This is a genomic window from Rhodospirillum sp. A1_3_36 (assembly GCF_047263945.1).
Taxonomy (GTDB): domain Bacteria; phylum Pseudomonadota; class Alphaproteobacteria; order Rhodospirillales; family Rhodospirillaceae; genus Rhodospirillum.
Window position 1 is genome coordinate 42,427 of sequence record NZ_JBLAVB010000012.1, and the last position, 21,795, is coordinate 64,221.

Annotated in this window: 21 protein-coding genes; 10 read left to right on the forward strand and 11 right to left on the reverse strand. The window is 62.3% G+C overall.

What is annotated here, in order from left to right:
• Window positions 1–178: 178 nt before the first annotated feature.
• The 5 genes from ACLIRY_RS20015 to ACLIRY_RS20035 all read right to left on the reverse strand — a co-directional run bounded on the left by ACLIRY_RS20015 (window position 179) and on the right by ACLIRY_RS20035 (window position 5,015).
• The gene (locus ACLIRY_RS20015; protein WP_413207195.1) at window positions 179–1,033 is read right to left on the reverse strand and encodes a metallophosphoesterase family protein; all 855 of its coding nucleotides are present in this window, start codon (window positions 1,031–1,033) and stop codon (window positions 179–181) included.
• Window positions 1,030–2,022, reverse strand: coding sequence for a diacylglycerol/lipid kinase family protein (locus ACLIRY_RS20020; RefSeq protein WP_413207196.1), 993 nt, complete (start codon window positions 2,020–2,022; stop codon window positions 1,030–1,032). Before ACLIRY_RS20020 ends, ACLIRY_RS20015 begins: the two co-directional genes overlap by 4 nt.
• Complete coding sequence (locus ACLIRY_RS20025; RefSeq protein WP_413207263.1) at window positions 2,019–3,920, reverse strand: sensor histidine kinase; 1,902 nt, start codon at window positions 3,918–3,920, stop codon at window positions 2,019–2,021. Before ACLIRY_RS20025 ends, ACLIRY_RS20020 begins: the two co-directional genes overlap by 4 nt.
• A 130-nt stretch (window positions 3,921–4,050) precedes the next feature.
• Window positions 4,051–4,842 carry a sigma-70 family RNA polymerase sigma factor gene (locus ACLIRY_RS20030; RefSeq protein WP_413207197.1) on the reverse strand — a complete coding sequence of 264 codons (792 nt, stop codon included), beginning with the start codon at window positions 4,840–4,842 and terminating at the stop codon, window positions 4,051–4,053.
• Between the two features lie 26 nt (window positions 4,843–4,868).
• Window positions 4,869–5,015, reverse strand: a complete 147-nt coding sequence (locus tag ACLIRY_RS20035) for a NepR family anti-sigma factor (protein WP_413207198.1) — start codon at window positions 5,013–5,015, stop codon at window positions 4,869–4,871.
• 684 nt (window positions 5,016–5,699) lie between these two features.
• On the opposite strand from ACLIRY_RS20035, the gene ACLIRY_RS20040 reads away from it, so the two are divergent.
• On the forward strand, window positions 5,700–6,497 hold the full coding sequence (locus tag ACLIRY_RS20040; protein ID WP_413207199.1) for a response regulator: 798 nt from the start codon (window positions 5,700–5,702) through the stop codon (window positions 6,495–6,497).
• Window positions 6,498–6,793: 296 nt separating this feature from the next.
• Here the strand turns inward: ACLIRY_RS20040 and ACLIRY_RS20045 are convergent, their stop codons facing one another.
• The 4 genes from ACLIRY_RS20045 to ACLIRY_RS20060 all read right to left on the reverse strand — a co-directional run bounded on the left by ACLIRY_RS20045 (window position 6,794) and on the right by ACLIRY_RS20060 (window position 9,790).
• Window positions 6,794–7,525 carry an SDR family oxidoreductase gene (locus ACLIRY_RS20045; RefSeq protein ID WP_413207200.1) on the reverse strand — a complete coding sequence of 244 codons (732 nt, stop codon included), beginning with the start codon at window positions 7,523–7,525 and terminating at the stop codon, window positions 6,794–6,796.
• A gap of 130 nt (window positions 7,526–7,655) precedes the next feature.
• The gene (locus ACLIRY_RS20050; protein ID WP_413207201.1) at window positions 7,656–8,561 is read right to left on the reverse strand and encodes a B12-binding domain-containing radical SAM protein; all 906 of its coding nucleotides are present in this window, start codon (window positions 8,559–8,561) and stop codon (window positions 7,656–7,658) included.
• Window positions 8,562–8,572: 11 nt separating this feature from the next.
• Window positions 8,573–9,091, reverse strand: coding sequence for a cupin domain-containing protein (locus ACLIRY_RS20055; RefSeq protein ID WP_413207202.1), 519 nt, complete (start codon window positions 9,089–9,091; stop codon window positions 8,573–8,575).
• A 102-nt stretch (window positions 9,092–9,193) separates the two neighbouring features.
• Window positions 9,194–9,790 (reverse strand): class I SAM-dependent methyltransferase, encoded by a 597-nt coding sequence (locus ACLIRY_RS20060; RefSeq protein WP_413207203.1) that lies wholly within the window; start codon window positions 9,788–9,790, stop codon window positions 9,194–9,196.
• A gap of 388 nt (window positions 9,791–10,178) precedes the next feature.
• Between ACLIRY_RS20060 and ACLIRY_RS20065 the strand changes: the two genes are divergently transcribed.
• On the forward strand, window positions 10,179–10,619 hold the full coding sequence (locus ACLIRY_RS20065; RefSeq protein WP_413207204.1) for a hypothetical protein: 441 nt from the start codon (window positions 10,179–10,181) through the stop codon (window positions 10,617–10,619).
• A gap of 733 nt (window positions 10,620–11,352) precedes the next feature.
• Window positions 11,353–11,628 carry a hypothetical protein gene (locus ACLIRY_RS20070; RefSeq protein WP_413207205.1) on the forward strand — a complete coding sequence of 92 codons (276 nt, stop codon included), beginning with the start codon at window positions 11,353–11,355 and terminating at the stop codon, window positions 11,626–11,628.
• A gap of 292 nt (window positions 11,629–11,920) precedes the next feature.
• Here the strand turns inward: ACLIRY_RS20070 and lpxK are convergent, their stop codons facing one another.
• Together lpxK and ACLIRY_RS20080 are read right to left on the reverse strand one after the other, a co-directional pair.
• Window positions 11,921–12,922, reverse strand: coding sequence for a tetraacyldisaccharide 4'-kinase (gene lpxK / locus ACLIRY_RS20075; RefSeq protein ID WP_413207206.1), 1,002 nt, complete (start codon window positions 12,920–12,922; stop codon window positions 11,921–11,923).
• 30 nt (window positions 12,923–12,952) lie between these two features.
• Complete coding sequence (locus ACLIRY_RS20080) at window positions 12,953–14,278, reverse strand: 3-deoxy-D-manno-octulosonic acid transferase (protein WP_413207207.1); 1,326 nt, start codon at window positions 14,276–14,278, stop codon at window positions 12,953–12,955.
• 656 nt (window positions 14,279–14,934) lie between these two features.
• On the opposite strand from ACLIRY_RS20080, the gene ACLIRY_RS20085 reads away from it, so the two are divergent.
• From ACLIRY_RS20085 to ACLIRY_RS20115, 7 genes are all read left to right on the forward strand, one after another.
• Window positions 14,935–15,630 (forward strand): TetR/AcrR family transcriptional regulator, encoded by a 696-nt coding sequence (locus tag ACLIRY_RS20085; RefSeq protein WP_413207208.1) that lies wholly within the window; start codon window positions 14,935–14,937, stop codon window positions 15,628–15,630.
• A gap of 35 nt (window positions 15,631–15,665) precedes the next feature.
• The gene (locus ACLIRY_RS20090; protein WP_413207209.1) at window positions 15,666–16,913 is read left to right on the forward strand and encodes an ABC transporter substrate-binding protein; all 1,248 of its coding nucleotides are present in this window, start codon (window positions 15,666–15,668) and stop codon (window positions 16,911–16,913) included.
• A gap of 241 nt (window positions 16,914–17,154) precedes the next feature.
• On the forward strand, window positions 17,155–18,027 hold the full coding sequence (locus tag ACLIRY_RS20095; RefSeq protein WP_413207210.1) for a branched-chain amino acid ABC transporter permease: 873 nt from the start codon (window positions 17,155–17,157) through the stop codon (window positions 18,025–18,027).
• A 15-nt stretch (window positions 18,028–18,042) separates the two neighbouring features.
• Window positions 18,043–18,936 carry a branched-chain amino acid ABC transporter permease gene (locus ACLIRY_RS20100; RefSeq protein ID WP_413207211.1) on the forward strand — a complete coding sequence of 298 codons (894 nt, stop codon included), beginning with the start codon at window positions 18,043–18,045 and terminating at the stop codon, window positions 18,934–18,936.
• On the forward strand, window positions 18,933–19,727 hold the full coding sequence (locus tag ACLIRY_RS20105) for an ABC transporter ATP-binding protein (RefSeq protein ID WP_413207212.1): 795 nt from the start codon (window positions 18,933–18,935) through the stop codon (window positions 19,725–19,727). Before ACLIRY_RS20100 ends, ACLIRY_RS20105 begins: the two co-directional genes overlap by 4 nt.
• Window positions 19,724–20,446, forward strand: coding sequence for an ABC transporter ATP-binding protein (locus ACLIRY_RS20110; RefSeq protein ID WP_413207213.1), 723 nt, complete (start codon window positions 19,724–19,726; stop codon window positions 20,444–20,446). The genes ACLIRY_RS20105 and ACLIRY_RS20110 overlap by 4 nt, the downstream gene beginning before the upstream one ends.
• A gap of 44 nt (window positions 20,447–20,490) precedes the next feature.
• On the forward strand, window positions 20,491–21,738 hold the full coding sequence (locus tag ACLIRY_RS20115; protein ID WP_413207214.1) for an amidohydrolase family protein: 1,248 nt from the start codon (window positions 20,491–20,493) through the stop codon (window positions 21,736–21,738).
• Window positions 21,739–21,795 lie beyond the last annotated feature (57 nt).

Consider the following 21,795-nt stretch of genomic DNA (forward strand, 5'->3'; position numbering starts at 1 on the left):
TGAAGTGGTCGAAAAAATAGATCTACGTATCAATGGTGAGCACCGAAGCGGATTCGTGGATTGAGAAATTGCATTTGGTGTCCCCGACTGCATTCGAACCCACGACCCCAGGATTAGGAATCTTATACTCGCTTTTCATTCAAGCTTCCCCACCAAAACCATCATCCCAAACTCTACATCACCCCCACCCCCCATTTCCCCGCCGATACCGCTTCACTTCCCCCTCCCGAAACGCCGCCTCGCCCGGCTCCCAAATCCGCGTTTGCACAGCCATCGATGTCCCCTCAACCTCGATGAGGTTATAGCCGTTGGGCTCCCCCCGCAGGCGGGTGGAGACGGCGCTGGCGGCTTGGGCGGTGACACAGTGCCAATCGCCCTGTGCTCCCCCGGGCAGGGTGACGCAACCCGATTGGCTCCGGTGCACATGCCCCGCCAGCAGCACATCCACCCGCGCCGCGCCCAGGATGGCGAGCGCCCGTTTGGCGTTGAAGGCCACATGCCGGTGTCCCACCCCCTCCATGGGCACGAGGGGGTGATGGGTGACCAGGATGCGCAGACCGGCCTCCGAGTGGTGATGGAAGGCCTGCGCCACCCGTTGCGCGCCGGAGGTGGAGATCCGGCCCAGGGACCAGTTCCAATGGGCCACCGCCGCACGCGAGGTCGGGAGACCGGCGACGATCAGGTCTCCCTCCCGGTAGATGGGCCGGGTATCGGGCGAGATTATCCGCCGGAACCGCCCATGGGGGCCGAGGAAGCGTCCGGGCAGAATATGCCAGGGCACATCGTGGTTTCCCGGAACCACCAGAAGGGGCCGCTCCAGGGAATCGAGGAAGGCCCGGGCCTCGCGGAACTGTTTTCGCCGTGCCCGTTGGGTCAGGTCGCCACTCACCACCACCAAATCCGGAGCCAACGCACGCAAATCCTCGACCAGAGCCCCAACGGCGCGGTCATCGACCCGGCCAAAATGCAGGTCGGAGAGGTGGGCAATTCTGGTCATGGGCCGGGTCACGGGCCGAGTCATGGGCCGGGTCATGGGCGCGTCCTTAACGGTGAGGGCTGAGGGTCGCTTACCCGGTCCGCCGCACCGGAGGCGGCAAGCACCAGCAGGGCTGAGGGCTCCAGGGTGAAGACCAGGGGCGCGGTTTCCAGCATCGGCTCCCCATCAATGGTGAGGTGAATGCGCGCCCGCTTGCCGTGGATGGACAGACTTTCCGGCTCGCGCACCACCAGGTTCCGATCCGTCTTCCATCGGCCAAACAGCAGGCCCGCCAGTTGCTTCAATAACCCCAAATGGCCCCGGTGCCCGGCGATGTACAGCCCCAGGCGCCCCCCATTGATCCGGTCCCGGCTCAGGGCCGGACCCGGCGTGTCGTTATAAAGGTTGTTCGACACCCCCAGGGCATGGACCCGCACCCGGAAGACCTCGCCATCGGCCACCACCTCCAGGCGGGAGCGGGGCGCCCGGCGGTAGAGCTTCAAAGCATGGCCCATGACCCGAACCCAGGCCCAGGGCGACAAACGGCCCCGGCGCTGTTCCCGAAACCGGGTGATCGCCGATTTCACCCCCAGAACGGACAGGTTGAGGAAGGGACGGCCATTGACCCGCGCCACATCCACCCGACCGGACAGGCCGCCCATCATGGCCTCCACCGCAGCATCCGGATCCAGGGGAAGCATCAGATCCCTGGCCAGGAGGTTCAGGGTGCCCAGGGGGAGAATACCCAAAGGCACCGGGCCGCCGATCAACGCATCCGCCGCCGCCAGCAGCGTCCCATCCCCTCCGCCAACGATCACGGCCAGGGGCGGAGTGGGAGAAGCAACCGCCTTGCGCGCCAGGCCGTGGACCTCCTTGCCGGAAACCAGATGGCGCTCCACCCGGATCCCCTGCCGCTCCAAGCGGGCGGAGAGGCGTCGGGCCAAGGCCTCGACGTCCAGGTTCAGCAGGGATCCGGCACGGGGGTTCAGGATCAGGGGAACCCAGGGCGAGGCCCCCTCACTCCCTCCCGATTGGCTCTCCCTCATGGGTCCGTCACGGCGCGGAAGGGCGGTGGGCTTTGGGTCGCTTCGTTAAACAGAACCCGCACCCGGGTTCCCCCGCCGGGGCGGGCGGAGGTCTCCGCCTTGCCTCCGGCCTGCCGCGCCAGACTGGGGATCAAGGTCGCACCAAGGCCGCGCGCGCCCCTTACCCCGCCAAAGCCGCTCTCCGGGGGCCTCTCCCCCTCGCCAACAAGGCCGACGCCATTGTCTTCCATGATCAATTCATGGGTGAACAGAGGGCCGACTTGGCCCCCTGTCGGCCTGGCCAGACGGGCCAGAATGATCCGGATCACGTTACCCGACACCGGGGGAACCGATCCCTGGGGAAAGGCATGTTTGATGGAGTTGCTCATGGTTTCGGTGAGGATCAGGGCCAGGGGAACGGCTTGATCGCCGTTGACCTTCACATCCGGCTCCATGTTGGTTTCCAGGCGAATATTGCGCGAGGCCGCACCCAAACCATCGTGGGTCAATTGGGCCAATTCCTGGCTGAACACCCCCAGATCGACCAGGGTGGGATCGTCGGTCACATACAGGTTCCGGTGGACCGTGGCCAGGGCATTGATCCGGGTTTGGGCCTGCATCAGCGCCACCTTGGCCGCCCCTTCCGGCAGCCCCCGGTGTTGCAGGGACAGCAGGCTGGAGACCACCTGTAAATTGTTCTTCACCCGGTGGTGGATCTCCTTCAGCAGGATTTCCCGGCGGTGCAGGTTTTCCTCCAGCTCCTGTTCCCGATGCTGAATAGTGTCGGCCATGCGATTTAGGGTAGAGCCCAACTCCTGGATTTCCTGGGGGGCTTCCGCCAGGGCCGGGCGGTGATCGAAAGCCCCCCGGGCATAGACCCGCGCGGTCCGACGCAAGCGACCCAGCCAGTGGAGAACCAGGCGGTCCATGGCCACCCAGGTCACGGCCAGGGTGAACAGCAGCATGGCGAAGGGACCGATCAGACGGTTGACCATATCCCGGCGCACCCAATCCAGAGTCGACTCCTCCGGTTGAGAGAACAGGACACCCACAGAGCCCCGGGGCAAGGTGGTCAGGGCATAAATGCGGTCCACTCCGTCCTGCCCCGTTCCGGTAAAAACCAGGGGGGTCCCCCCCAAAGCCCGGGGTGCGGCAGGCACACCCCCTTCTGGCAACAGGCCGTTCTCGGTCGTGCCAGGCAAAACCTCCCCCTTGGAATCGAGCAGAAGATAGGCCCCTTCGGCGCTGGCCTCCTGTTCGTCCAGGATCAATCCGTTTTCCAGTTTCGGGACCAAGGCGACGGCACCGATGGATTGTCCTTCGGGACCGGGAATAGGCACGGCAATGATCATCGCCGCTTCCCCTTCGGCCAGCGGCGTGGGAGCCGCCGCACGGGTTGGGCGGCCCTGGGACATGAGGGATTGGAACCAAGGCCTTGAGGAAACGGACGGCGGCGGAACCCGACCCGGCGCAGGCGCGGCGCAAATGACCCCACCCGCCGCGTCCGACGCCAGGACGGCATGATAGTCCGAGAACCCATCGCGCACCCGCGCCAGGGTTTCGGCGCAAAGGGCGGGATCGTCCAGAAGGTTTGGCGTCAGGGCCAGAACCTTGGCGACCTGCTCGGCCCCCAGAACAATATCCCTCTCCCGGCTGGCTGCGGCCTCGGCCCGGTGACGCAAATCCACTCTGACCCGTTCCTGATCGGCCAGATAGGCGCTATGGGCCACCAAACCGGCATAGGCCGCGCCCGGCAATAGAGCCAGGGCGAGCAGAATCAGGACCTGCCGCCGAAGGGGAGCCCCCCGGCCGAACAGATGGCCGAACCGATCCCACCATGTCCCCCGTCCGGCGCCGTCTTGCGCGACGGTGGCTTTCCCATCTGGGGCCTTCCGATCCGGAGAGCCCTCCCTTTGCATCTTGGTCACGCGGGCTCCCTTGCGCCCAAAGGGTGCGTCACAAGAGGGACACAGAGTTGTCGGCCCCTTGGTCCAAGCTGGAAAGGAGGAGAGGACCTCCGACCCCAAACCCGCAGCATGACGAGCCGTCCTACTCCGATTCCAAACTCCGGTCCATTTGCCGTTCGAAATCCCCGCCCGAGGCGGCAGCGAAGTCCGCGCGGCTGCCGGTCAGGGAGTCCTCGTCCAGCAGGGACCGCAATTCGGTGCGAGCCCGGGAGACCCGGCTTTTCATGGTGCCAACGGCACAGCCGGACACCTCGGCAGCCTGTTGGTAGTCGAAGCCGCAGGCTCCGACCAGGACCAGGGCTTCGCGCTGCTCCTCCGACAACATGGCGAACCCGCGCTTGAAATCCTCCAGCCGCAGGCCACTTTCTTGGGTTTCCGGAGACCCGGCGCGCAGCATGGCTTCCTCATTGCCCTTTTCCATACCGCGCCACTTGCGGCGATGCTCGGAATAAAAGCAGTTCCGCACAATCGTAAAAACCCAGGCACGGAAGTTGGTGCCTGCGTGATAGCTGCCTCGACTGGACAGGGCGCGGGTCGCAGCCTCCTGGGCCAAGTCATCGGCCATGGCGCGGTCATCTGTTAAGGATCGGGCAAAGGCCCGCATGTGGGAGAGATTTTCGGTCAGCAATCGGTTGAAGGTCGCCCGGGGCAAGGCATTCCGATCTTCCCGCCGGACAGGTGCCACAGCGGTTTCGGAGGCATTGTCTTCTGACAGGGTGGCGTCTTCTGACTGGGTAGCGTCTTCTGACAGGGTGCCATCGCCCAAAACACCGCCCTCCAGGGCGGCATCATCCAAAGCGTCATCCTCGGGGGGGGAGAGGGCAGCCGTCAATATTGCATCGGCCTCAACCGACAACGAAGGGCGGTGGTCCATGGGAGACTCTCCTGGTTTCACGTCGCTCATCGGGAACCGGTCAAGGAGGAAGCGGAGGAACCGCCCATGGGCTCCCCCTCGTCTTCCTGCAATTGCCGTAACAGATCGCCGAAGCTTTCGGGAAGGGGTTCGGCGACCACATCGTCATAAGCGCGCCGCAAATAACTTCCCAACCACCGCTCCTCAGCCGAGGAGGGTGAGCGGAAACCATGCGTCGCAGGGCCAGGAGTCGCCGACTGAGAAAGGCCTCCGTCCCGCATGCCCGGGGACGGGGCGCCTTGCCGTCCATCGGACTCGCTGTCCGGTTTGCAAACCGGACGTCGGGAAAATATGTCCTTCCAAGGGGTCATTGGCTTACTCGCTAAATGGTGTTCAAGGGACCACGGTCGCGGCGGTCGCGGTGGCTTACCCGCTGCTCTATCCATGGAAGATTGGGGATCACTCTCCAATAGGCAAAGACCTTCCGTCGGAAGCGGACGCCTACGATGCCAGACATCCGTCCAAATCCGCTTGAGTCCAAAACGCTTGGCCCACCGGCCAGTTCCCCCAATGTTGAAAAAAATCGCTCCACCCTCATGCCCCTCTCCCTCCCCATTCAAGCCCCCCTCCTTCCCATTCAAGACATTGCCCCTTCAGGCAGGAAGAACACTGCGGAGAAGGGGCAAGAAAAAAGTCAGGCTTGCGGGAACCAATCCCCTGCCCCAGGTGTTTAGAACAGGAATGTGGGCGGGGCCAATCAGGGTTTGGCCGGGGTTTCGGTCGAGAGATCCAGACGGATGGACCGATCGCGATATGTCACTCGGGACCGGTCGTTTGGTCCGCGCCCTCCCATCGGATGAACCACCAAGGGGGTACCCATGCCCGCCACGGCCCAATCCCAAGCCGTTGTCCACCACCTTCCCTATCTGCGCCGGTATGCCCGGGCCCTTTGCGGATCCCAGAAAACGGGGGATGCTTTCGTCAAGCAGGTTTTGGAAGTGGTCGTCGCCGACCCCTCGGTCATTCCCGATCCGGAAACGGCCCGTGTCCGTCTGTACGAACTCTTTCAAACGGTTTGGCGCGCTGCGGGCGGGTTGACGGCGGATGACTCCCCATCCTCCACCGATATCCAAAGCCGGGTCGGCACCCTGCCGACGGAGGACCGTCAAGCCCTGCTGCTGGTCGTCATGGAGGGGTTCACCCAAACCGAAGCGGCGGGCATCCTTGGCGTAACCGAAAAGGACTGCGCCACCCAGGTGGAGCGGGCCCGGCAGACCTTGGCCCACCAGGAGTCCATGGATGTTCTGGTGATTGAGGACGAGCCGATTATCGGCTTGGATATCGCCAATATCGTTGAAAGCATGGGCCACAGGGTGGTGGGTATCGCCGCGACACAGGAAGAAGCCATCTCTCTGGCGCGGAGCACCTCTCCCAGTCTGGTTCTGGCCGACATCCAATTGGCCGAGGGTGGCTCTGGTATCGAGGCCGCGAAGACCATCCTGGGCGATCGGGAGATTCCCATCGTTTTCATCACCGCCTATCCGGAACGTCTACTCACCGGCCAACGTCCGGAACCCACCTATTTGGTCACGAAGCCCTTTGCCGTGGATACGGTCAAGGTGACCATCGCCCAAGCCCTGTTTTTCCGACGCACCGATACCCTCGCTGCGGAATAGAAGGCGGTCTTTTCGCGGAGAGACCGCCTTGTCATCGAGGGAGTGCGGGGCGGCGCCGCGTTTGCCGATGGCTTCCCTAGATCAAGTCAGGCCACGTCTTGGCCAAGGGACACGACAGGGGGATTTTCCCCCTCCCCCACTGGGGCCGAAAGGCCCCAGAGCCCAGGCATTTACTGGCCGAAAGGCCCCAGAGCCCCCCTGTCCTTATTCATAAAAGAGAAATGGGGGTTTGGGGGCATCGGCCCCCAAATGGGTTTGGGCAATCGCCCAAAAAAGACGAGAGACGAAAGCCTCCTTCACCGGGCACCGCTGACGTCCAAGAGGGCGCCCGTGGTATAGCTGGCCTCGTCGGACAGCAGCCAAAGGATTGCCGGAGCGATTTCGCTGGGCAGTCCCCCCCGGCCCATGGGAACTTGGTGAGACAGGGCCGCCACCCGATCCGGACGACCACCACTGGCGTGAATCTCCGTCTCCACCAATCCTGGACGCACGGCATTGACCCGGATGTTCTGCGGCGCCAGTTCCTTGGATAAACCGAGCACCAGACAATCCACGGCAGCCTTGGAAGCGGCATAATCGATATACTCATGGGGCGAACCAAGGCGGGCCGCGACGGAGGATACCGCGACGATGGAGCCCCCCGGTTTCAGCCGCCGGGCGGCCTCCCGCGCACAAAGGAAAGCCCCCAGGGTGTTGATCCCGAAGACCCGCTCCATCCGCTCCAATGTATAGTCGGCCAGCGCCGCGGTAGGGGCGACGACACCGGCGTTGAGCACCACACCATCCAGGGCGCCCAATCCCCATTCGGCCTGATCGAACAGGGCCAGCACCTCGTCCTCCCGGGAGACATCCCCTCGGATCGCAAAGGCTTTCACCCCCTCCGCCTCGCAGGCAGCGACGACTTGCTCGGCGGCCCCGACATCGCCCTGGTAGTTGACAGCCACAGACCACCCGCGCCGCGCTGCGCCGATAGCGGTGGCCCGCCCGATCCCCCGGGAGGCGCCCGTAATCAAAATCCCTTTTGTCATCCTTTTCCCTCAACTCCAACAGGCCGTCCGTTTCCGATCAAGAGACTATCCCAGGTTCCATACCCCGGGCCAATGGCCGTCACGCACCTTCAAGACGGGCGGACCGGTGGAGCGGCCGAACCGGTTTCGCTTACAACCGCCGCTCCCATTGGGGCCTAAGCCCCCCCTCCCATCGGGGCCTAAGCCCCGCGAGGCCCTCCCGGGCCGCACGGACTTGACTCAGCAATCGCGGCCCATCCTTCGGCAGGTTTCCCGCCAAGGCCAGGGCGTTGGAGGCATGGTTGGAGCGGAAAATCACAGGGGTAGGCGGAGCGAGCCGTTCCAGCAGGACCTCCAGCTCGGAGAGAACCCCCAGGTCGTCCTGAAAAGCGAAGTCTTCCTCCTGCCGCTTCAGAAACGGCGCCTTTTGCAGGGGGTCCAGGTGCAGTTGCAGGGTCGACAGGTAGGTGGGGGGCGCCTTGTTGATCAACGCAGCGGTGGCTTCCGCATGGGCCCGCCAACGCCCCTGCCCGGCCAAGCCGAGGATGACGGTCGCGGAGACCTTCATCCCAGCCTCCCGCGCCCGGGTGAGCGCCCTCGCAATGGAGTCTGGCGTTGCCCCCTTGGCGATCCGCTTCAGGGTCTCGGCCTCGCCGCTTTCCACGCCCAGGTAAAGCAGGGAAAGCTTGGCTGCGCGCAAAGCCTCCAGTTCCGCCTCCGTCTTGCGTAGGATATCGCCGGGCGTGGCGTAACAACTCACCCGAGCCAACCGAGGGAAACGCTGTGCCAGAGCCTCGAGCAGAGCCATCAGGTGGCTCGCAGGCAGACGCAGGGCGTCTCCGTCGGCCAGGAAGACCCGGTGGGCGTCGGGCCAGACAGCAGCAGCAGCCTCCATGTCGGCGATAACCGCGTCCAAAGGTCGGACCGTATAGGTCTTGGTTCGGTACATGGAACAAAAGGCACAGGTATTATGCCCGCATCCCAAGGTGGCCTGGAGAATCAGGTTGTCCCCCTCCGACGGGGGACGGTACAGGGGCATATCGTAGGTGAAGCGCATCGGACCGATGATTACCCCGGAGTCAAAGCGGCAATGGCATGGGCATGGGCGGGCCAGCCTTCGGTCAGGACAGCGCGCTGGCCGTGTTCGTAGTCGGCGAAATCGAAGCCCGGGGCGACAGTGCATCCCATCAGCGCCCAGGATCCCCCTTCGGCCAGCTTGGCCCCCTGCCAGATGCCCCGGGGAACGATGACCTGGGGCCGCTGCCCTCTCTCCAGATCCTGCCCCAGAGTCACAAGCTGGCCCGTCCCATCGGGAAAGAGCTGAAGTTGCTCAACGGGGTCCCCCATGTAGAAATGGAATACTTCGTCGCTTTCCAACTTATGGAGGGCAGAAAAAGTCTCCGGTGTCACCAAATAATAGATTGCGGTTCCATGATTTCTGACTGTCCCACCATAGCGCCCATCCAGGGCATCCGCAGGAATGGTTTCCTCCGTCCGCCACGTCTCAGCGAACCACCCCCCCTCTTCGGGATGGGGTTGCAACCCCAGCAAGTCGATCACGGCTTGAGCGTTCCTCGGTATGGTCACGGTGACGTCTCCGTTCTTAATCCTGTCATGAGGGACTGTACCATACCGGCAGACAAAACTTCCAACTCGAGTGGGAGGGTCCTCGTTCGGCTGGAAGGGCCGTCACAATGCGGACTCAGGCGCCTTTTCCAGAACGAAAATGACCTGCTTGCAGGGGTCCTTGACATGCATCCGAAAGGTCTCGGTGACCAAGAGGCGGGCGCCCAGGGATGTGAAGAGCGCCCGCCACCCATCCATGCTTTGATAGGAGAAGGGCAAGGGCGTGCCGTTCAGCCGGTTTCCCACGTAATCGAAGTAGCACAGAGTCACAAAATCCAGCCGTGTTCGCCAGAAGTGGTCCTTGATCACCACTTTGCGCCGCGAGACCCTCAGCGCCTCCCCCAGCACCCGCTCTGGGGACCGGTCGTGATGCAGGACATCCAGTAACGTGACGCTATCAAAGGCATTGTCCCCATAGGGTAAGGTCATCCCATCGTAGCGCGTAAACGGAATCAGCGGCTTGTCGGGAACGAAGATATCCACACCGGAAACCGACAGGCCGGGCCTGTACCGGGTCAGCTCCAGGGCCATTTGACCATTGGCACAGCCGACATCGAGAACAGTTTCCGTGCCGTCGAAATGGGGAGCGAGACGAGGTGGAAGGTGTTCCAGCCGTTTCGCGTTGATGACCTTTGTCTGCCAATAGTTCTTGAACGACATCCAAGGGGACATTGAGCGTACTTTGCTCCAGGGTAGGTTTTGAGGGAATGCATTGGAGTATCGAACGGAAAAATGGGGGCCAAAGGGAACGCGGACCGGACAACCGGTTTTCCGGTCTACGCGAGACACCACGTATAAGATTCCAGCGCTCCGACGCCGTCAAAAGATTCAGCGTCTAGTGCACTAAACCTTTGTTTATGCGTCAACTTTCCAAACTCCGGCTGAAGCCTTCGTTGGGGTCGATGCACGAAATCAAACGACGAGATCCCGGTTAGGGCCTTCGTCACCAAGACCACAACAACGTCTCCATCCTTAATCCTGCCTTAAGGGGGGTGTATCATATGTTTGATGAGTATCGGTTCCTCCACTGTGCCAGGAGTTCATTTTCATGTCATTTCTTTCGGCCATCTTCGGGGGAAAAGCCGCCGCGAAGCCCGCCGAGCCCTATTGGCAACGAAACAGTGAGCTGAAGTACGGTCGTCTTCTTCAGATGTATGGCAAGGCAGACCGGCTGAAGGGACGGGGGGGTGTCTTCATCACCTGGAACGTAGGCGTGAAAGGGCTCTGGGTTTATTGCGGCCACTGCCCTGACATGGCCATGGCCGTTCGCGAACTCTGCGATTCCCCGGAAACCCGGGAATACGAAGCCCGCTCGGCCCTGTTCTTCACTTGGTCCCCCATCAAACCGGAATTGCGCAATGGCGTCGTCAAGCACCTGCGTACGACCCTGCCCTTTGCCTTGGACGATCCGGACCTGGACCGAGTCTTCGGATTTTCCCCCAAACAAATCGACGCGGCCCGAGCCGTACCCGTCCTACCACCCGGCTAGAGTGCTCAGAGATCACGTTGGGCCACGTCTTGGCCCAACGTGGCCTCAAAGGCACTCCAAAACAAATTACGCAACATTTGGGTCCACGGTACACGGCAATGGGTGTTTTCCCGTTACGGGGCTTTGCCCCGTCCCCCACTGGGGCCGAAAGGCCCCAGACCCCTGGCCATAAAAAATGGAGGGTTGGGCAATCGCCCAAAAAAGGACGGGACACTGTCGTATACCGTGACTTGGCTCACTCAAATTGCTTTATGCGTTTAAGAATGAAGCAAATCCCGAGCGGCGCGGATTGAACCCCACGCCGCTTGTCCTGCGTTCAAACGCCAAGCTGACTTTGACGCGCCATAAGGCGCGGTTGGCTGTGACGCACCATAAGGCGCGGTTGGCTGTGACGCGCCATAAGGCGCGGTTGGCTTTGACGCGCCATAAGGCGCGGTGCGTCCAATTCCCCGCACCTTGCATAAAACCCCTCCCTCTTTCGGCACAATCGGGCAATGAAGCTTTCATGACAATCAGCCGCAGCGATTGCACCAATGGAATGGGAATGACATTTTTTAGAGAGAGCGGAGGCCTGTACAACCCCTCACGTCAAGGGAGCCAAACGATCCATTTGAGTCCCTTGGTATAGAGCAAAGGCAAGCACCTAAACCGCTCATATGTCGCGACAAATTGACCAATCAAAAACACGGTGGGTCGTAACCAAGGGTTCGAACCATCAGCGGAGCCAATTTCCATGACCAAATACAAAGCCGTGATGTTCGATGCCGAAACCGGCGCTCAGAACATCTATGAATTTGAATCTGAGAACCACCTCATGGAACAGTCGCGCATGCGCCTGATCGAGGCCTTCATGGAATACGTGGACCACGTGGAGCTGCCCAAAGAAGACATCCGCTACGAGATCCAGACGGCCCTGAAAAACCACGAGTTGGGAGTGGTCACCGCCGTGGGAGTTCTGAAACTGGCCCATGGCGACATTCCCTTCATGGTGATGATCAGCCGCGCTTAAAGTGACCAGAGATCAGGTTGGGCCACGTCTTGGCCCAACCTGATCTTGGAGCACTCTAATACCAAGGTGCGGTGAGTTTGCCTCACCGCACCTTGGAAGCGGCCAAGTGGCCGCCGCGCCTTATGGCGGGTAAAAGCCCGCCTGGCGTTTGAACGCAAGAAAAGCGGCGTGGGTTTCAACCCGCGCCGCTTGGTATAAGTTATATGGTTAAAGCGAAACGAGACGGAAAACTGCGACATCCTTTTGCTCATTCCGCCTGAGCAGTCTGTCGGCACAGGAAATCTCTGTGGTTTCAGGGGGGGGCCGGAGCCGCCAGAGCCACCGCTTCCATGACATGGTCTACCAAGTCCGCCAACCGATCCGGTTCGGTGAAACGGGCGTGAACCCCCAGGACATCCACCTGGGGGCGCTGGTCAGCGGGAAGGCGTATGGCATCCTTGGCCGTGGTCACCGGCAACGCACCGAGATCATAGGCCTCGTCTAAAATGGGTTGGATATCCGTCGCAGCATAGGGATAGTGGTCGGCGAAGGGGTGCTGAGCAACAACCCGAGCGCCGATCTGCCGGAGGGTGGCAAAAAACTTTCCCGGGCGGCCGATGCCAGCGAAAGCAACCACTTTCCGCCCAACCAGACGGGCAGCCTCGGGACCCGGCTCCAAAAATGCATCAAGGGTTGGTTTCCCCTTGGGAATCCAGCGGGCGATATCGGCGCTATCTTCACCCAGGATGACCACGGCCTCGGCCCGACGCAATCCAGGAGCTATGGGTTCGCGCAGGGGACCCGCGGGGATCAAGCGACGATTCCCGAAGCCATAACCTCCATCCACCACCACCAGGGAAAGATCCACGGCCAAGGCGGGATTCTGGTGCCCGTCATCCATAACCAAGGCCTTGGCGCCAGCGGCCACAGCAGCCCTTGCGCCTGCCGCCCGGTCCCGTGCGATCCAGCAGGGCGCCCGGGCGGCGAGCAGCAGGGGTTCGTCCCCCACATCCTCCGCCCCATGGGTGGCAGGATCCACACGGACGGGCCCAGCAAGACGGCCCCCATGCCCCCGGGAGAGGAAATGGGCGTTGACACCCCGGGACCGCAGAATGTCCATGACGGTCATCGCAACGGGAGTCTTGCCTGCGCCTCCGGCGGTCAGGTTGCCCACACGGATCACCGGGACAGGCAGACGCAGTCCGGCTCCCCCCTTCACCAAGCGGCGGCGCGTCGCCAAACCGTAAAGCAACCCCACCGGTTCCAGAAGACGCGCCGGGAAAGCGTCCGTATGCCAAAAGTCGGGGGTTTTCATCTATCGCTTACCCTGGCTCTTACCCTGGTGTCACCCATCTCGGTCCGTCCCAGAACGACCGATGCGAGGATGGGCATCTGGGGTGGGGGGACCCAGCGGGTCCAGATAGGGGGAGAGGGCATTCAGCACCCGTCCCAGCACAGCCCCTTCCCCTTCGGCCCAAAGGCGGCCAGCCTTGGCCATGTCAGCGACCATATCCGGTCGCCCCAGCAACTCGCCCAAAACTTCGGTCAGCTTGGCTTCATCCGCCACTTCGCGGGCAGCGCCCGCCGCCCGGAGGCGCAGGGCCATATCCGTGAAGTTTGTCATCCCAGCCCCCCAAAGCAGGGCTGAATTGAGCAAGGCCGGCTCCAGGGGGTTCTGTCCCCCCATCTTGACCAGGGTCTTGCCCATGACCACGATGGTGGACAGGCGATAGTACAACCCCATCTCGCCCATACTATCGCCCAGAAAGATATCCGTTCCGGGCTCCGGCCAGCCCTCAGACCGCCGGGCCAAGGACAACCCTTGTCCTCTCAGCTCCTCGGCGACACCGTCCGCCCGGTCCGGATGGCGGGGAACGATAATCGTCAGAAGGTTGGGGAAACGGGTTTTCAGCGCCCGATGGACTCGCCCGGCAAGGGCCTCTTCTCCAGCATGGGTACTCGCGGCCAACCAGCGGGGACGGGATCCCAGGGCAGCACGCGCCTGGGTGAGGCTTTCCGGGTCGGCAGGGTCGGGAGGAGCCGCGCATTTCAAGTTGCCCAGACAAGCCACCTGGGGCGCACCCATCTCAGCCAGTCGCCTCGCATCGCGGTCGGTTTGTCCAAGGCAAAGGGAAAACCCCGATAGCATCCGCTTGGCGAGCCCCCTGTGTCGTCTCCAGGAGGCATGGGACCGGTCTGAAATGCGACCGTTCAACAGCACCATGGGTTTGTTCCGCTGGCCCGCAGCCACCATCAGATTGGGCCAGAAATCGGATTCGCTCCAAAGCGTCAGATCCGGCGACCAGTGATCCAGGAAGCGTCGAACAGCAGCGGGTTTGTCCACAGGAAGGAATTGATGAAAGGCCCCTTCGGGAAGAGCTTCCGCGACCACCCGGGCGGACGTCACCGTACCCGTGGTCAACAAGACCGACAGGCCGGGACGTTGATCCAGGATGGATTTGATCAAGGGAAGCAGAGCCTTGGCCTCACCCACGCTGGCCCCATGGGTCCAGACAAGGGGCCCCGGCGGCCTGGGTAGGCCCGGATAGCCAAGCCGTTCCCCCAGTCGTACGGCATCTTCCTTGCCACGTCGCTGGCGGTGCCGCAACAAGACGTCGATGACTGGCCCCCCAAGGGTGGTCAGCGCTCTATACAAATAGAATATGGGCATGGCCCGGCCAAATCCGCCTGGAGCGGGGCGTGGAGTGGATCGGACACCCGATCTCTTCCATGCCAATCCAGTCTAGTGAAGTGGGGACGCGCGCGTCCGAGACCCAGGGCATGTAGCACGAGCCGCAGCCGAGATCAAACCGCCATCGCAGGGTCATTCCGAGCACGGTATTTTTAGAGGAGAATGAGCAGAGGCCCTAGCGTCCTGTGCCATAGATTCGCTTGATTATTCATGGTGTGAGTTTTCAGGGTCCGTTCACAGAAGCGGGCCAGGGATTCGAGAATCGCGTCCGGATCCCGGATCAGGACATCCTTATCCGCGTCTCCCAAGAGGGATCTGTACGGCGATTTCATAAGAAGGTTAAATCACAACCATCAGCCTAAGCCAACCCTTAAACAAAGAGGAAGTCCAGAAATAAATGGAATTTCATACACCCCAATTACTTTCATCAATTCCAAAAAGACTATGCCTTTACAAGGTTTTTATATTCATCTCCTAAAAAGAAACAAACTTTTACCTTGTTAAATTTTGCATAGCATCTGCATCTGAAAAAATCCAATAGGTGTATTCCGCATTCAAAAAAACAATACGTCTTGACTGTTTGTTTTTTTGAATTCAGTCTGTTTTCTAGGCAATGAAAGCGGAGACCTTCGCGGATGCAAAATAATTCACCAGGGAGCGCAGGTCCCCCCCGAAACCCTTCCCGTCCTCGTCGCACACAGGAGGAGCGGACCCAGGAAACGCGGGCGAAGCTCATCTCCGCCACCCTCGATGTGTTGCTGGAGGAGGGGTATCAGAACCTCACCACCCAGCGGATCTGCGACAAGGCCGGTGTCTCCCGGGGCGCCATGCTTCACCATTTCCCCAATAAGATCACCTTGATCGTCGCCTCCATCGAAGACCTGCTGATTAATTCAACCGAGGATATCCGCGCCCAAGCCCACCGGGTGCGGGACGAAGAGATCTCCGTTGAAAGCTTCGTCGACTACCTGTGGACCGAGCATTTCTCCGGCCGTCTGTTCTACCTGACCCTCGAGCACGTCACGGTGGCCCGCACCGACAATGAGGTGCGCGCCGCCATGATCCCGGTGGTCAAGCGTTTCCACCAAGCCTTGGACGAAACCTGGCGGGAGTTTTTCCCCGCCGCCCATCTGGGCAAAGGGGAGGTGACCACGGTTCTGAACCTGACCCTTTGCCTGCTGCGGGGCATGGGCGTGCAAACCGTGCTGCGGCCCAGCGACCCGGCTTATTACGACGCCCTGCGCGGTGTCTGGAAAACCATGCTGACGGCCATCCTTGACGGCCGTCTGGCCCTCGACATTCCCCAGTCCTCCCGGCCATTCCTCAATTGAGGTCCGGCTTTCTCCCCGAGCAAAGGAACATCTTCATGGCCTTTCCCCGACTCTCCCGCGTCTCTTCCCGTCGCGCCCTGACCGGTGTCTCGACCCTGGCGATGGCCCTGGCCCTGTCCACGGGCTTGGGGCAGGCTGCAGAACCCTTCCTGGTCGGCGCCCTGAACCCCGTCTCCGGCGCTGGGGGACCCTATGGCCCGGGCATGCAGAAGGCCATCCTGGCGGAGGCGGACAGCATCAACGCCGAGGGCGGCGCCTGCGGCAAGACCATCGAGGTCATTGCCGAAGATACCCAGACCTCGCCAGATGCCGCAGTCCTGGCCGCCAAGAAGCTGGTCGAAGTGAACAAGGTCCAGGTGATCATGGGCACCTGGTCCTCGGGCATCACCCTGGCCGTCATGCCGATCACCACCGCAGCCGGAATCCCGGAGATGAACACCTCCGGCGCGCCGGCCATTTCCACTGAGGACAAGGACGATCTGGTTTGGCGGTTCCAGGCGACCAATGGTCGTTTTGGCCAGGCCTTCGCCAAGATCGCCGAGATGCGCGGCTTCAAGCGCCCGGCTACCATGGCTTTCAACAATGCGTCCGGTCTGGGCAATACCGAAGGGTTTACCGAAGCCTGGACCGGCATGGGCGGCGATGTCGTTGCCAAGGTGGTTTACGAGCCCAAACAGCCCTCTTATCGCTCTGAACTCCAGGAAATTCTCGCCGCCAAGCCGGACGTGGTGGTCATGGGGTCCTACTTGCCTGACACGACCATCATCCTGCGGGAATGGTATCAGAGCGGCGAGAACCCGGACCTGAAATGGATCATTCCCGGTTGGGCGGCCAACAACAAGCTGGTCGAGGCCCTGGGCCCCGAAGTGACCGAGGGCATCATCGCCGTTGATTCTATCAGTAATGAAAAGGCCCCCTCCTATGAGATGTTCGCCAAGGCCTATGAGAAGGCCACGGGCAATCCGGGGAACAGCAACGTCTATGCGGCTATGACCCATGACATGATGACCCTCTGGGGCCTGGCCATGGAGGCCGACTGTTCCGACCTGACGCCGAAAGGCATCAATTCCCGCCTGCGTGCCGTGGACGATGCCAAGGGTGAGAAGGTTTATTCCTTTGCGGAAGGGAAAGCGGCCCTCGCCGCAGGCAAGACCATCAACTACGAAGGGGCCTCCAGCCAACTCGCCTTCGACCAATACGGCGATGTGACTCCCGACTTCAGCCTGTCGGTGATCAAGGACGGTGCCATCGACCGTGAAGCGGTGATCAAACTCGGCGACTAGATCACGATGAAATCAGGTCTGCCCGACCTAATTTCATAAACGTGATCTAAATCATATACTTAGAGCGGAAAGAGACGGAAAACCGCGCACACTTTTCCTCATTCCGCTCTAGCACGCCATCACGCACGCCCATAGGGAGGGGACCGCCCCCTCCCTGGTCGGGGACTCTCCCTGCTCCCCCCTGTAATCCCCAGGGAGAGTTCCCGACCCCCCTTTTTCCCCGCGTCCGGAGGGTCCTTCATTGGATTCCACCTATTTGCTCAATCTGGCGTTCAACGGGTTGGTCCTCGGCCTGATTGTCGCCCTGGCCGCCCTGTCGATCACACTCGTCTTCGGCATCGCCCGCTTCCCCAACGCCGCCACGGGCGATCTTGCCACGGCGGGGGCCTTCGCTGGACTGCTCGCCCCGGCCATCGGGGGCGGATCCCTGGCCATCATCCTGATGGGCATGGCCCTGTCGGCGGTGCTTTCGGTTGCGGCCTATTTCCTGGTGTTCCGCGCCCTGGCCAGCAAGCCTCCGGTGTCCTCGCTGATCGCTTCCATCGGCGTGGCCTTCCTGGTCCGGGCTGTCCTGACCTTCTTCCTGGGCCATGACCAGCAGGTCTATCCCTTGCCCATCACCCGGGCTATGGTCTTCGGTCCCCTGCGGGTCCAACCCACGGACCTGATGGTCATCGGCGCCGCTATCCTGGCCCTGGCCGCCGTCTTCGCCACCCTGCATCTGACCCCCATCGGCAAGCGCATGCGCGCCGTCGCCGACAATGCCGACCTCGCCCGGGCTGGAGGCATCAATGCCAACCGGGTCCTCCTGGTCATGTGGATCATGGCCGGGTTGTTATCCGGGCTTGCGGGGACGCTGTTGGGTATCAAGACGGTGGTCTCCCCGGAAATGGGCTGGGACCTGCTGCTGCCCGCCTTTGCCGCGACCATCCTGGGAACCATCGGCAATCCCATCGGCGCGGTCCTGGGCGGCCTGCTGATTGGCATGACCCAGGAGCTGTCCACCCCCTTCGTCGGCTTCACTTATAAGATCGCCGTCGGGTTCCTGGTTCTGCTGTTGACGCTGCTCATCCGACCGCAAGGGCTGTTCTCCAAGAACGCCTTGGTTCGATAAGGGAGGACACGAGACATGGAAGCCTATCTTCTCGCCGTCGCCGTCGTCGCCCTGATCTACGCCCTGATGACCCTGGGGCTGAACCTGCAATTCGGCTTCACCGGCCTGATCAACTTCGGCGTTGTCGGTTTTTTCGCCATTGGCGCCTATACCTCGGGCATTCTGAGTTTGCAGGGCTGGCCCCTGGTGCTGACCCTACCGCTCGCCGCCCTCGCTGCTGCGGTGGCGGCCTGGCCCGTGGGGTTGCTCTCGCTGCGTCTGCGTATCGAGTATTTCGCCATCGTCATGTTGGGCTATGCGGAGGTGATCCGTCTGGTGATTTCCAGCGAAAGCTGGCTGACCGGTGGCGTGCGAGGGTTGCCGGGGCTGCCCTCCCTCGCCAGCGGCTTGGGACTGGAGGGAACCATCGATTCCACCCTGTTGACCTTCCTGGTCGCCCTGGCTGCCGTGGTCGGCGTCATCTGGCTGAGTGGTCGTCTCGTCCGCAGCCCCTTCGGGCGCATGATCCAGGCCATCCGCGATGACGAGGACGCGGTGCGCGCCCTGGGCAAGAACCCGGGCCGCTTCAAGGTCGCTATCTTCGTGCTGTCCAGTTCCTTTGCCGGGTTGGGTGGTGCCCTTTACGCCCATTACATCACCTATATCGCGCCGGATCAGTTCGTCTCCCTGCTGACCTTCTATATCTGGGTGGCCATGATCCTTGGCGGGGCGGGGCGGGTTGGCGGTGCCGTGCTCGGCACGGGCATCCTGCTGGGCTTTCTGGAAGGCTCCCGCTTCCTGCGCGATATTCTACCCGGTGTGGCGGAGGTGGAAATGTCCTCGGTACGCCTGGGCATCGTTGGCCTCGCCCTGATCCTGCTCATGCGGTTCCGGCCCGAAGGCATTTTGGGGGGAGGAGACAAACGATGACATCCCGATCCACCAAGGCGTCACCCGAATCCCTGTTGTCCATCCAGGGCATCCACAAGTCCTTCGGGGGCGTTCGGGTTCTGGAAGGCGTCACCTTCGCCGCGCCCACCACCGGTCTGTCGGGTATGATCGGCCCCAATGGGGCGGGCAAATCCACCCTGTTCTCGATCATCACCGGTTTCCAGCCGGGCAACGCGGGCTCCATCCACTTCAAGGGCCAGAATATCACGGCCCTGTCGGCCATGGAGCGGGTGTGCCTGGGCATGGGGCGGACCTTCCAGGTGCCCCGGGAGTTCGGCTCCCTGACGGTCCGGGAAAACCTGATGGCCGCCGCCCCCAACCAAACGGGGGAAGGGCTGCTCTCCATCTTCCTGCGCCCGGGCAAAATCCGCGCAGAAGAAGACCGCATCGCCGAGGAGGCCGACGGCTGGCTTTCCTTCCTCAATCTCAGCCATCTCGCGGACAAACCCGCGTCCGGCCTGTCCGGCGGTCAACGGAAGCTGCTGGAGTTGGGGCGGGCGCTGATGGTCAAGCCGGGCATGATCCTGCTCGACGAGCCGTTCGCCGGGGTGAATCCGGTGCTCATCGGCGAGATCTCCGAACGCATAGCGGAGCTGTCCAGCAAGGGCATCGGCTTCCTGATCGTGGAACACAACCTTCCGGGCCTCTCGCGTCTGGTGGAGACCCTGTTTGTTCTGGACAACGGGGTTCTGCTGGCCGAGGGCGATCCGGACACCGTCCTGGCCGACCCCCGGGTCCGCGAGGCCTATATGGGAGGGGCCGCGTCATGAGCGGAGCCACCACGGAAAAGACCGTCCTGAATGTCGCGGGCCTCTCTGCGGGTTATGGGGACGTGGATATCATCACCGACATTTCCCTACGGGTCGATCCGCTGGAAATCGTCACCATCGCCGGGACCAACGGCGCGGGAAAATCCACCCTGGTGAAGGCCCTGATGGGGCTGCTCAAGCGGGTATCGGGCCGCATGGATTTCCTGGGCTCCAGCCTGCTGGGTGTCGCCAGCGAGAAGCGCATCGGCCTGGGCATTTCCTACGTCCCCCAGGTCAACAATGTCTTCCCCAGCCTGACCATCAAGGAAAACCTGGAGGTCGTCGAAGGCGTTACCAACCGGAGCGCCCGCATCAAGGTCATGCTCGACCGCTTCCCCGCCCTCTACGAGCGGCGCAGCACCAAGGCGGGGGCCCTGTCCGGCGGCGAGCGCCAGCAGCTGGCCTTCGCCCGGGCGCTGATGCCCCAGCCCAAGCTGATGATCCTGGATGAGCCCACGGCGGCCCTCTCTCCGGCCCTGGTCCATCAGGTGCTGGACACCATCAAGACCCTGCCGGACCTGGACGTCTCCGTCCTTCTGGTGGAACAGCGGGCCCGCCAAGCCCTGGCCATCAGCGACCGGGGTTATATCCTGGACAGCGGCAAGGTGGTGATCAACGACGCAGCCGAGACCCTCCTGGCCGACGACCGCATGGCCGAATTGTACCTGGGTGAACATTGACCGCCTCCCCATTTTCCCGACCCCTTCCCCCCTGAGGACCCAGAATGACCCCCAGAATGACCAAGGAAACCCTGTTTCGGAATGCCCGCGTGCTGGATGTCGCCGCTGGTGTCTATCTGGACAACCAGTCCGTTCTGGTGCGCGACGGCAAGATCGTCGCGGTCGCCAAGGATGCCCACCAGCAGGCCAGCGCCGAAGCCGAAACCATTGATGTGAAGGGCCGGGTGCTGATGCCCGGGCTCTGCGACGGCCATGTGCATGTGACCGCCTTTACCGCCGACTTCGCCATGCTCGGCCGCACGGCGCCCACTTATGTCTCCGTCCGCTCCTCAGAACTGCTCAAGGGCATGACCGAGCGGGGATTCACCACCGTGCGTGATGCGGGCGGCGCCGATTGGGGGTTGGCCAAGGCCGTCAACGAAGGCCGGATCCTCGGCCCGCGCCTGCTCCATTGTGGTCGGGCGCTTTCCCAGACCGGCGGCCATGCGGATATGCGCGGCCCCGGGGAGCAAAACCTCGATCAATGCCTCTGTTGTTCGGGACTGGGAACGGTCTGTGACGGGGTTCCGGAAATGCGCAAGGCCTGCCGGGAGGAGATCCGCCGGGGCGCCACCCATTTGAAGCTGATGGTGTCGGGCGGCGTGGCCTCCCCCACCGACCGCATTGATTCCACCCAGTTCGCCCTGGAAGAAATCCGCGCCGCCTGTGAAGAGGCCGAGGCCGCCAACATCCCCGTCATGGCCCATGCTTACACCAGCCGGGCCGTTGTTCGCGCCCTGGAATGCGGTGTGGATTCCATCGAGCATGGCAACCTGCTCGACCAGGACGCCGTGGACACCCTGTTGCGCTTGGACCGCTGGCTGGTCCCCACCATGTCCATCTATCGCGCCCTTGCCGAGGAAGGCGTGGACGCGGGCATGCCTGCGGAGCTGAACGCCAAGGTTTCCGACGTGCTGGACGCGGGCCGGGATGCCCTGCGGCTGGCGGTGAAGGGCGGTGTCAAACTGGTCTATGGCACGGATTTGCTGGGCCAGATGCAGCGCCACCAGCTCAATGAATTCGCCCTGCGCTCCGAGTTCCTGGCCCCCATCGACATCATCCGCTCGGCAACGACCGAGGCGGCGAACCTGTTCCGCATGGCCGACCGCATCGGCCAAGTAAAGGAGGGGATGTTGGCCGACCTGTTGATCATCGATGGCGACGTGCTCGACAGTGTGGCGCCCTGGGCCGATGCCGAGAACACCATCCGTATGGTGATGAAGGAAGGTGTGGTTCAGGTGGCGAAGGGATAAATCTGGGCTGCCGCCCAGACCCGCTCGGGGACGATGTCCCCGAACCTCTCTTTTTCT

Bases quoted from the DNA above. Each gene is read 5' to 3' on its own strand.
- ACLIRY_RS20015 (WP_413207195.1), bottom strand. From the start codon at position 1,033: ATGACCCGGCCCATGACTCGGCCCGTGACCCGGCCCATGACCAGAATT.
- ACLIRY_RS20020 (WP_413207196.1), bottom strand. From the start codon at position 2,022: ATGAGGGAGAGCCAATCGGGAGGGAGTGAGGGGGCCTCGCCCTGGGTT.
- ACLIRY_RS20025 (WP_413207263.1), bottom strand. From the start codon at position 3,920: ATGCAAAGGGAGGGCTCTCCGGATCGGAAGGCCCCAGATGGGAAAGCC.
- ACLIRY_RS20030 (WP_413207197.1), bottom strand. From the start codon at position 4,842: ATGGACCACCGCCCTTCGTTGTCGGTTGAGGCCGATGCAATATTGACG.
- ACLIRY_RS20040 (WP_413207199.1), top strand. From the start codon at position 5,700: ATGCCCGCCACGGCCCAATCCCAAGCCGTTGTCCACCACCTTCCCTAT.
- ACLIRY_RS20045 (WP_413207200.1), bottom strand. From the start codon at position 7,525: ATGACAAAAGGGATTTTGATTACGGGCGCCTCCCGGGGGATCGGGCGG.
- ACLIRY_RS20050 (WP_413207201.1), bottom strand. From the start codon at position 8,561: ATGCGCTTCACCTACGATATGCCCCTGTACCGTCCCCCGTCGGAGGGG.
- ACLIRY_RS20060 (WP_413207203.1), bottom strand. From the start codon at position 9,790: ATGTCGTTCAAGAACTATTGGCAGACAAAGGTCATCAACGCGAAACGG.
- ACLIRY_RS20065 (WP_413207204.1), top strand. From the start codon at position 10,179: ATGTCATTTCTTTCGGCCATCTTCGGGGGAAAAGCCGCCGCGAAGCCC.
- ACLIRY_RS20070 (WP_413207205.1), top strand. From the start codon at position 11,353: ATGACCAAATACAAAGCCGTGATGTTCGATGCCGAAACCGGCGCTCAG.
- lpxK (WP_413207206.1), bottom strand. From the start codon at position 12,922: ATGAAAACCCCCGACTTTTGGCATACGGACGCTTTCCCGGCGCGTCTT.
- ACLIRY_RS20080 (WP_413207207.1), bottom strand. From the start codon at position 14,278: ATGCCCATATTCTATTTGTATAGAGCGCTGACCACCCTTGGGGGGCCA.
- ACLIRY_RS20085 (WP_413207208.1), top strand. From the start codon at position 14,935: ATGCAAAATAATTCACCAGGGAGCGCAGGTCCCCCCCGAAACCCTTCC.
- ACLIRY_RS20090 (WP_413207209.1), top strand. From the start codon at position 15,666: ATGGCCTTTCCCCGACTCTCCCGCGTCTCTTCCCGTCGCGCCCTGACC.
- ACLIRY_RS20100 (WP_413207211.1), top strand. From the start codon at position 18,043: ATGGAAGCCTATCTTCTCGCCGTCGCCGTCGTCGCCCTGATCTACGCC.
- ACLIRY_RS20105 (WP_413207212.1), top strand. From the start codon at position 18,933: ATGACATCCCGATCCACCAAGGCGTCACCCGAATCCCTGTTGTCCATC.
- ACLIRY_RS20110 (WP_413207213.1), top strand. From the start codon at position 19,724: ATGAGCGGAGCCACCACGGAAAAGACCGTCCTGAATGTCGCGGGCCTC.
- ACLIRY_RS20115 (WP_413207214.1), top strand. From the start codon at position 20,491: ATGACCCCCAGAATGACCAAGGAAACCCTGTTTCGGAATGCCCGCGTG.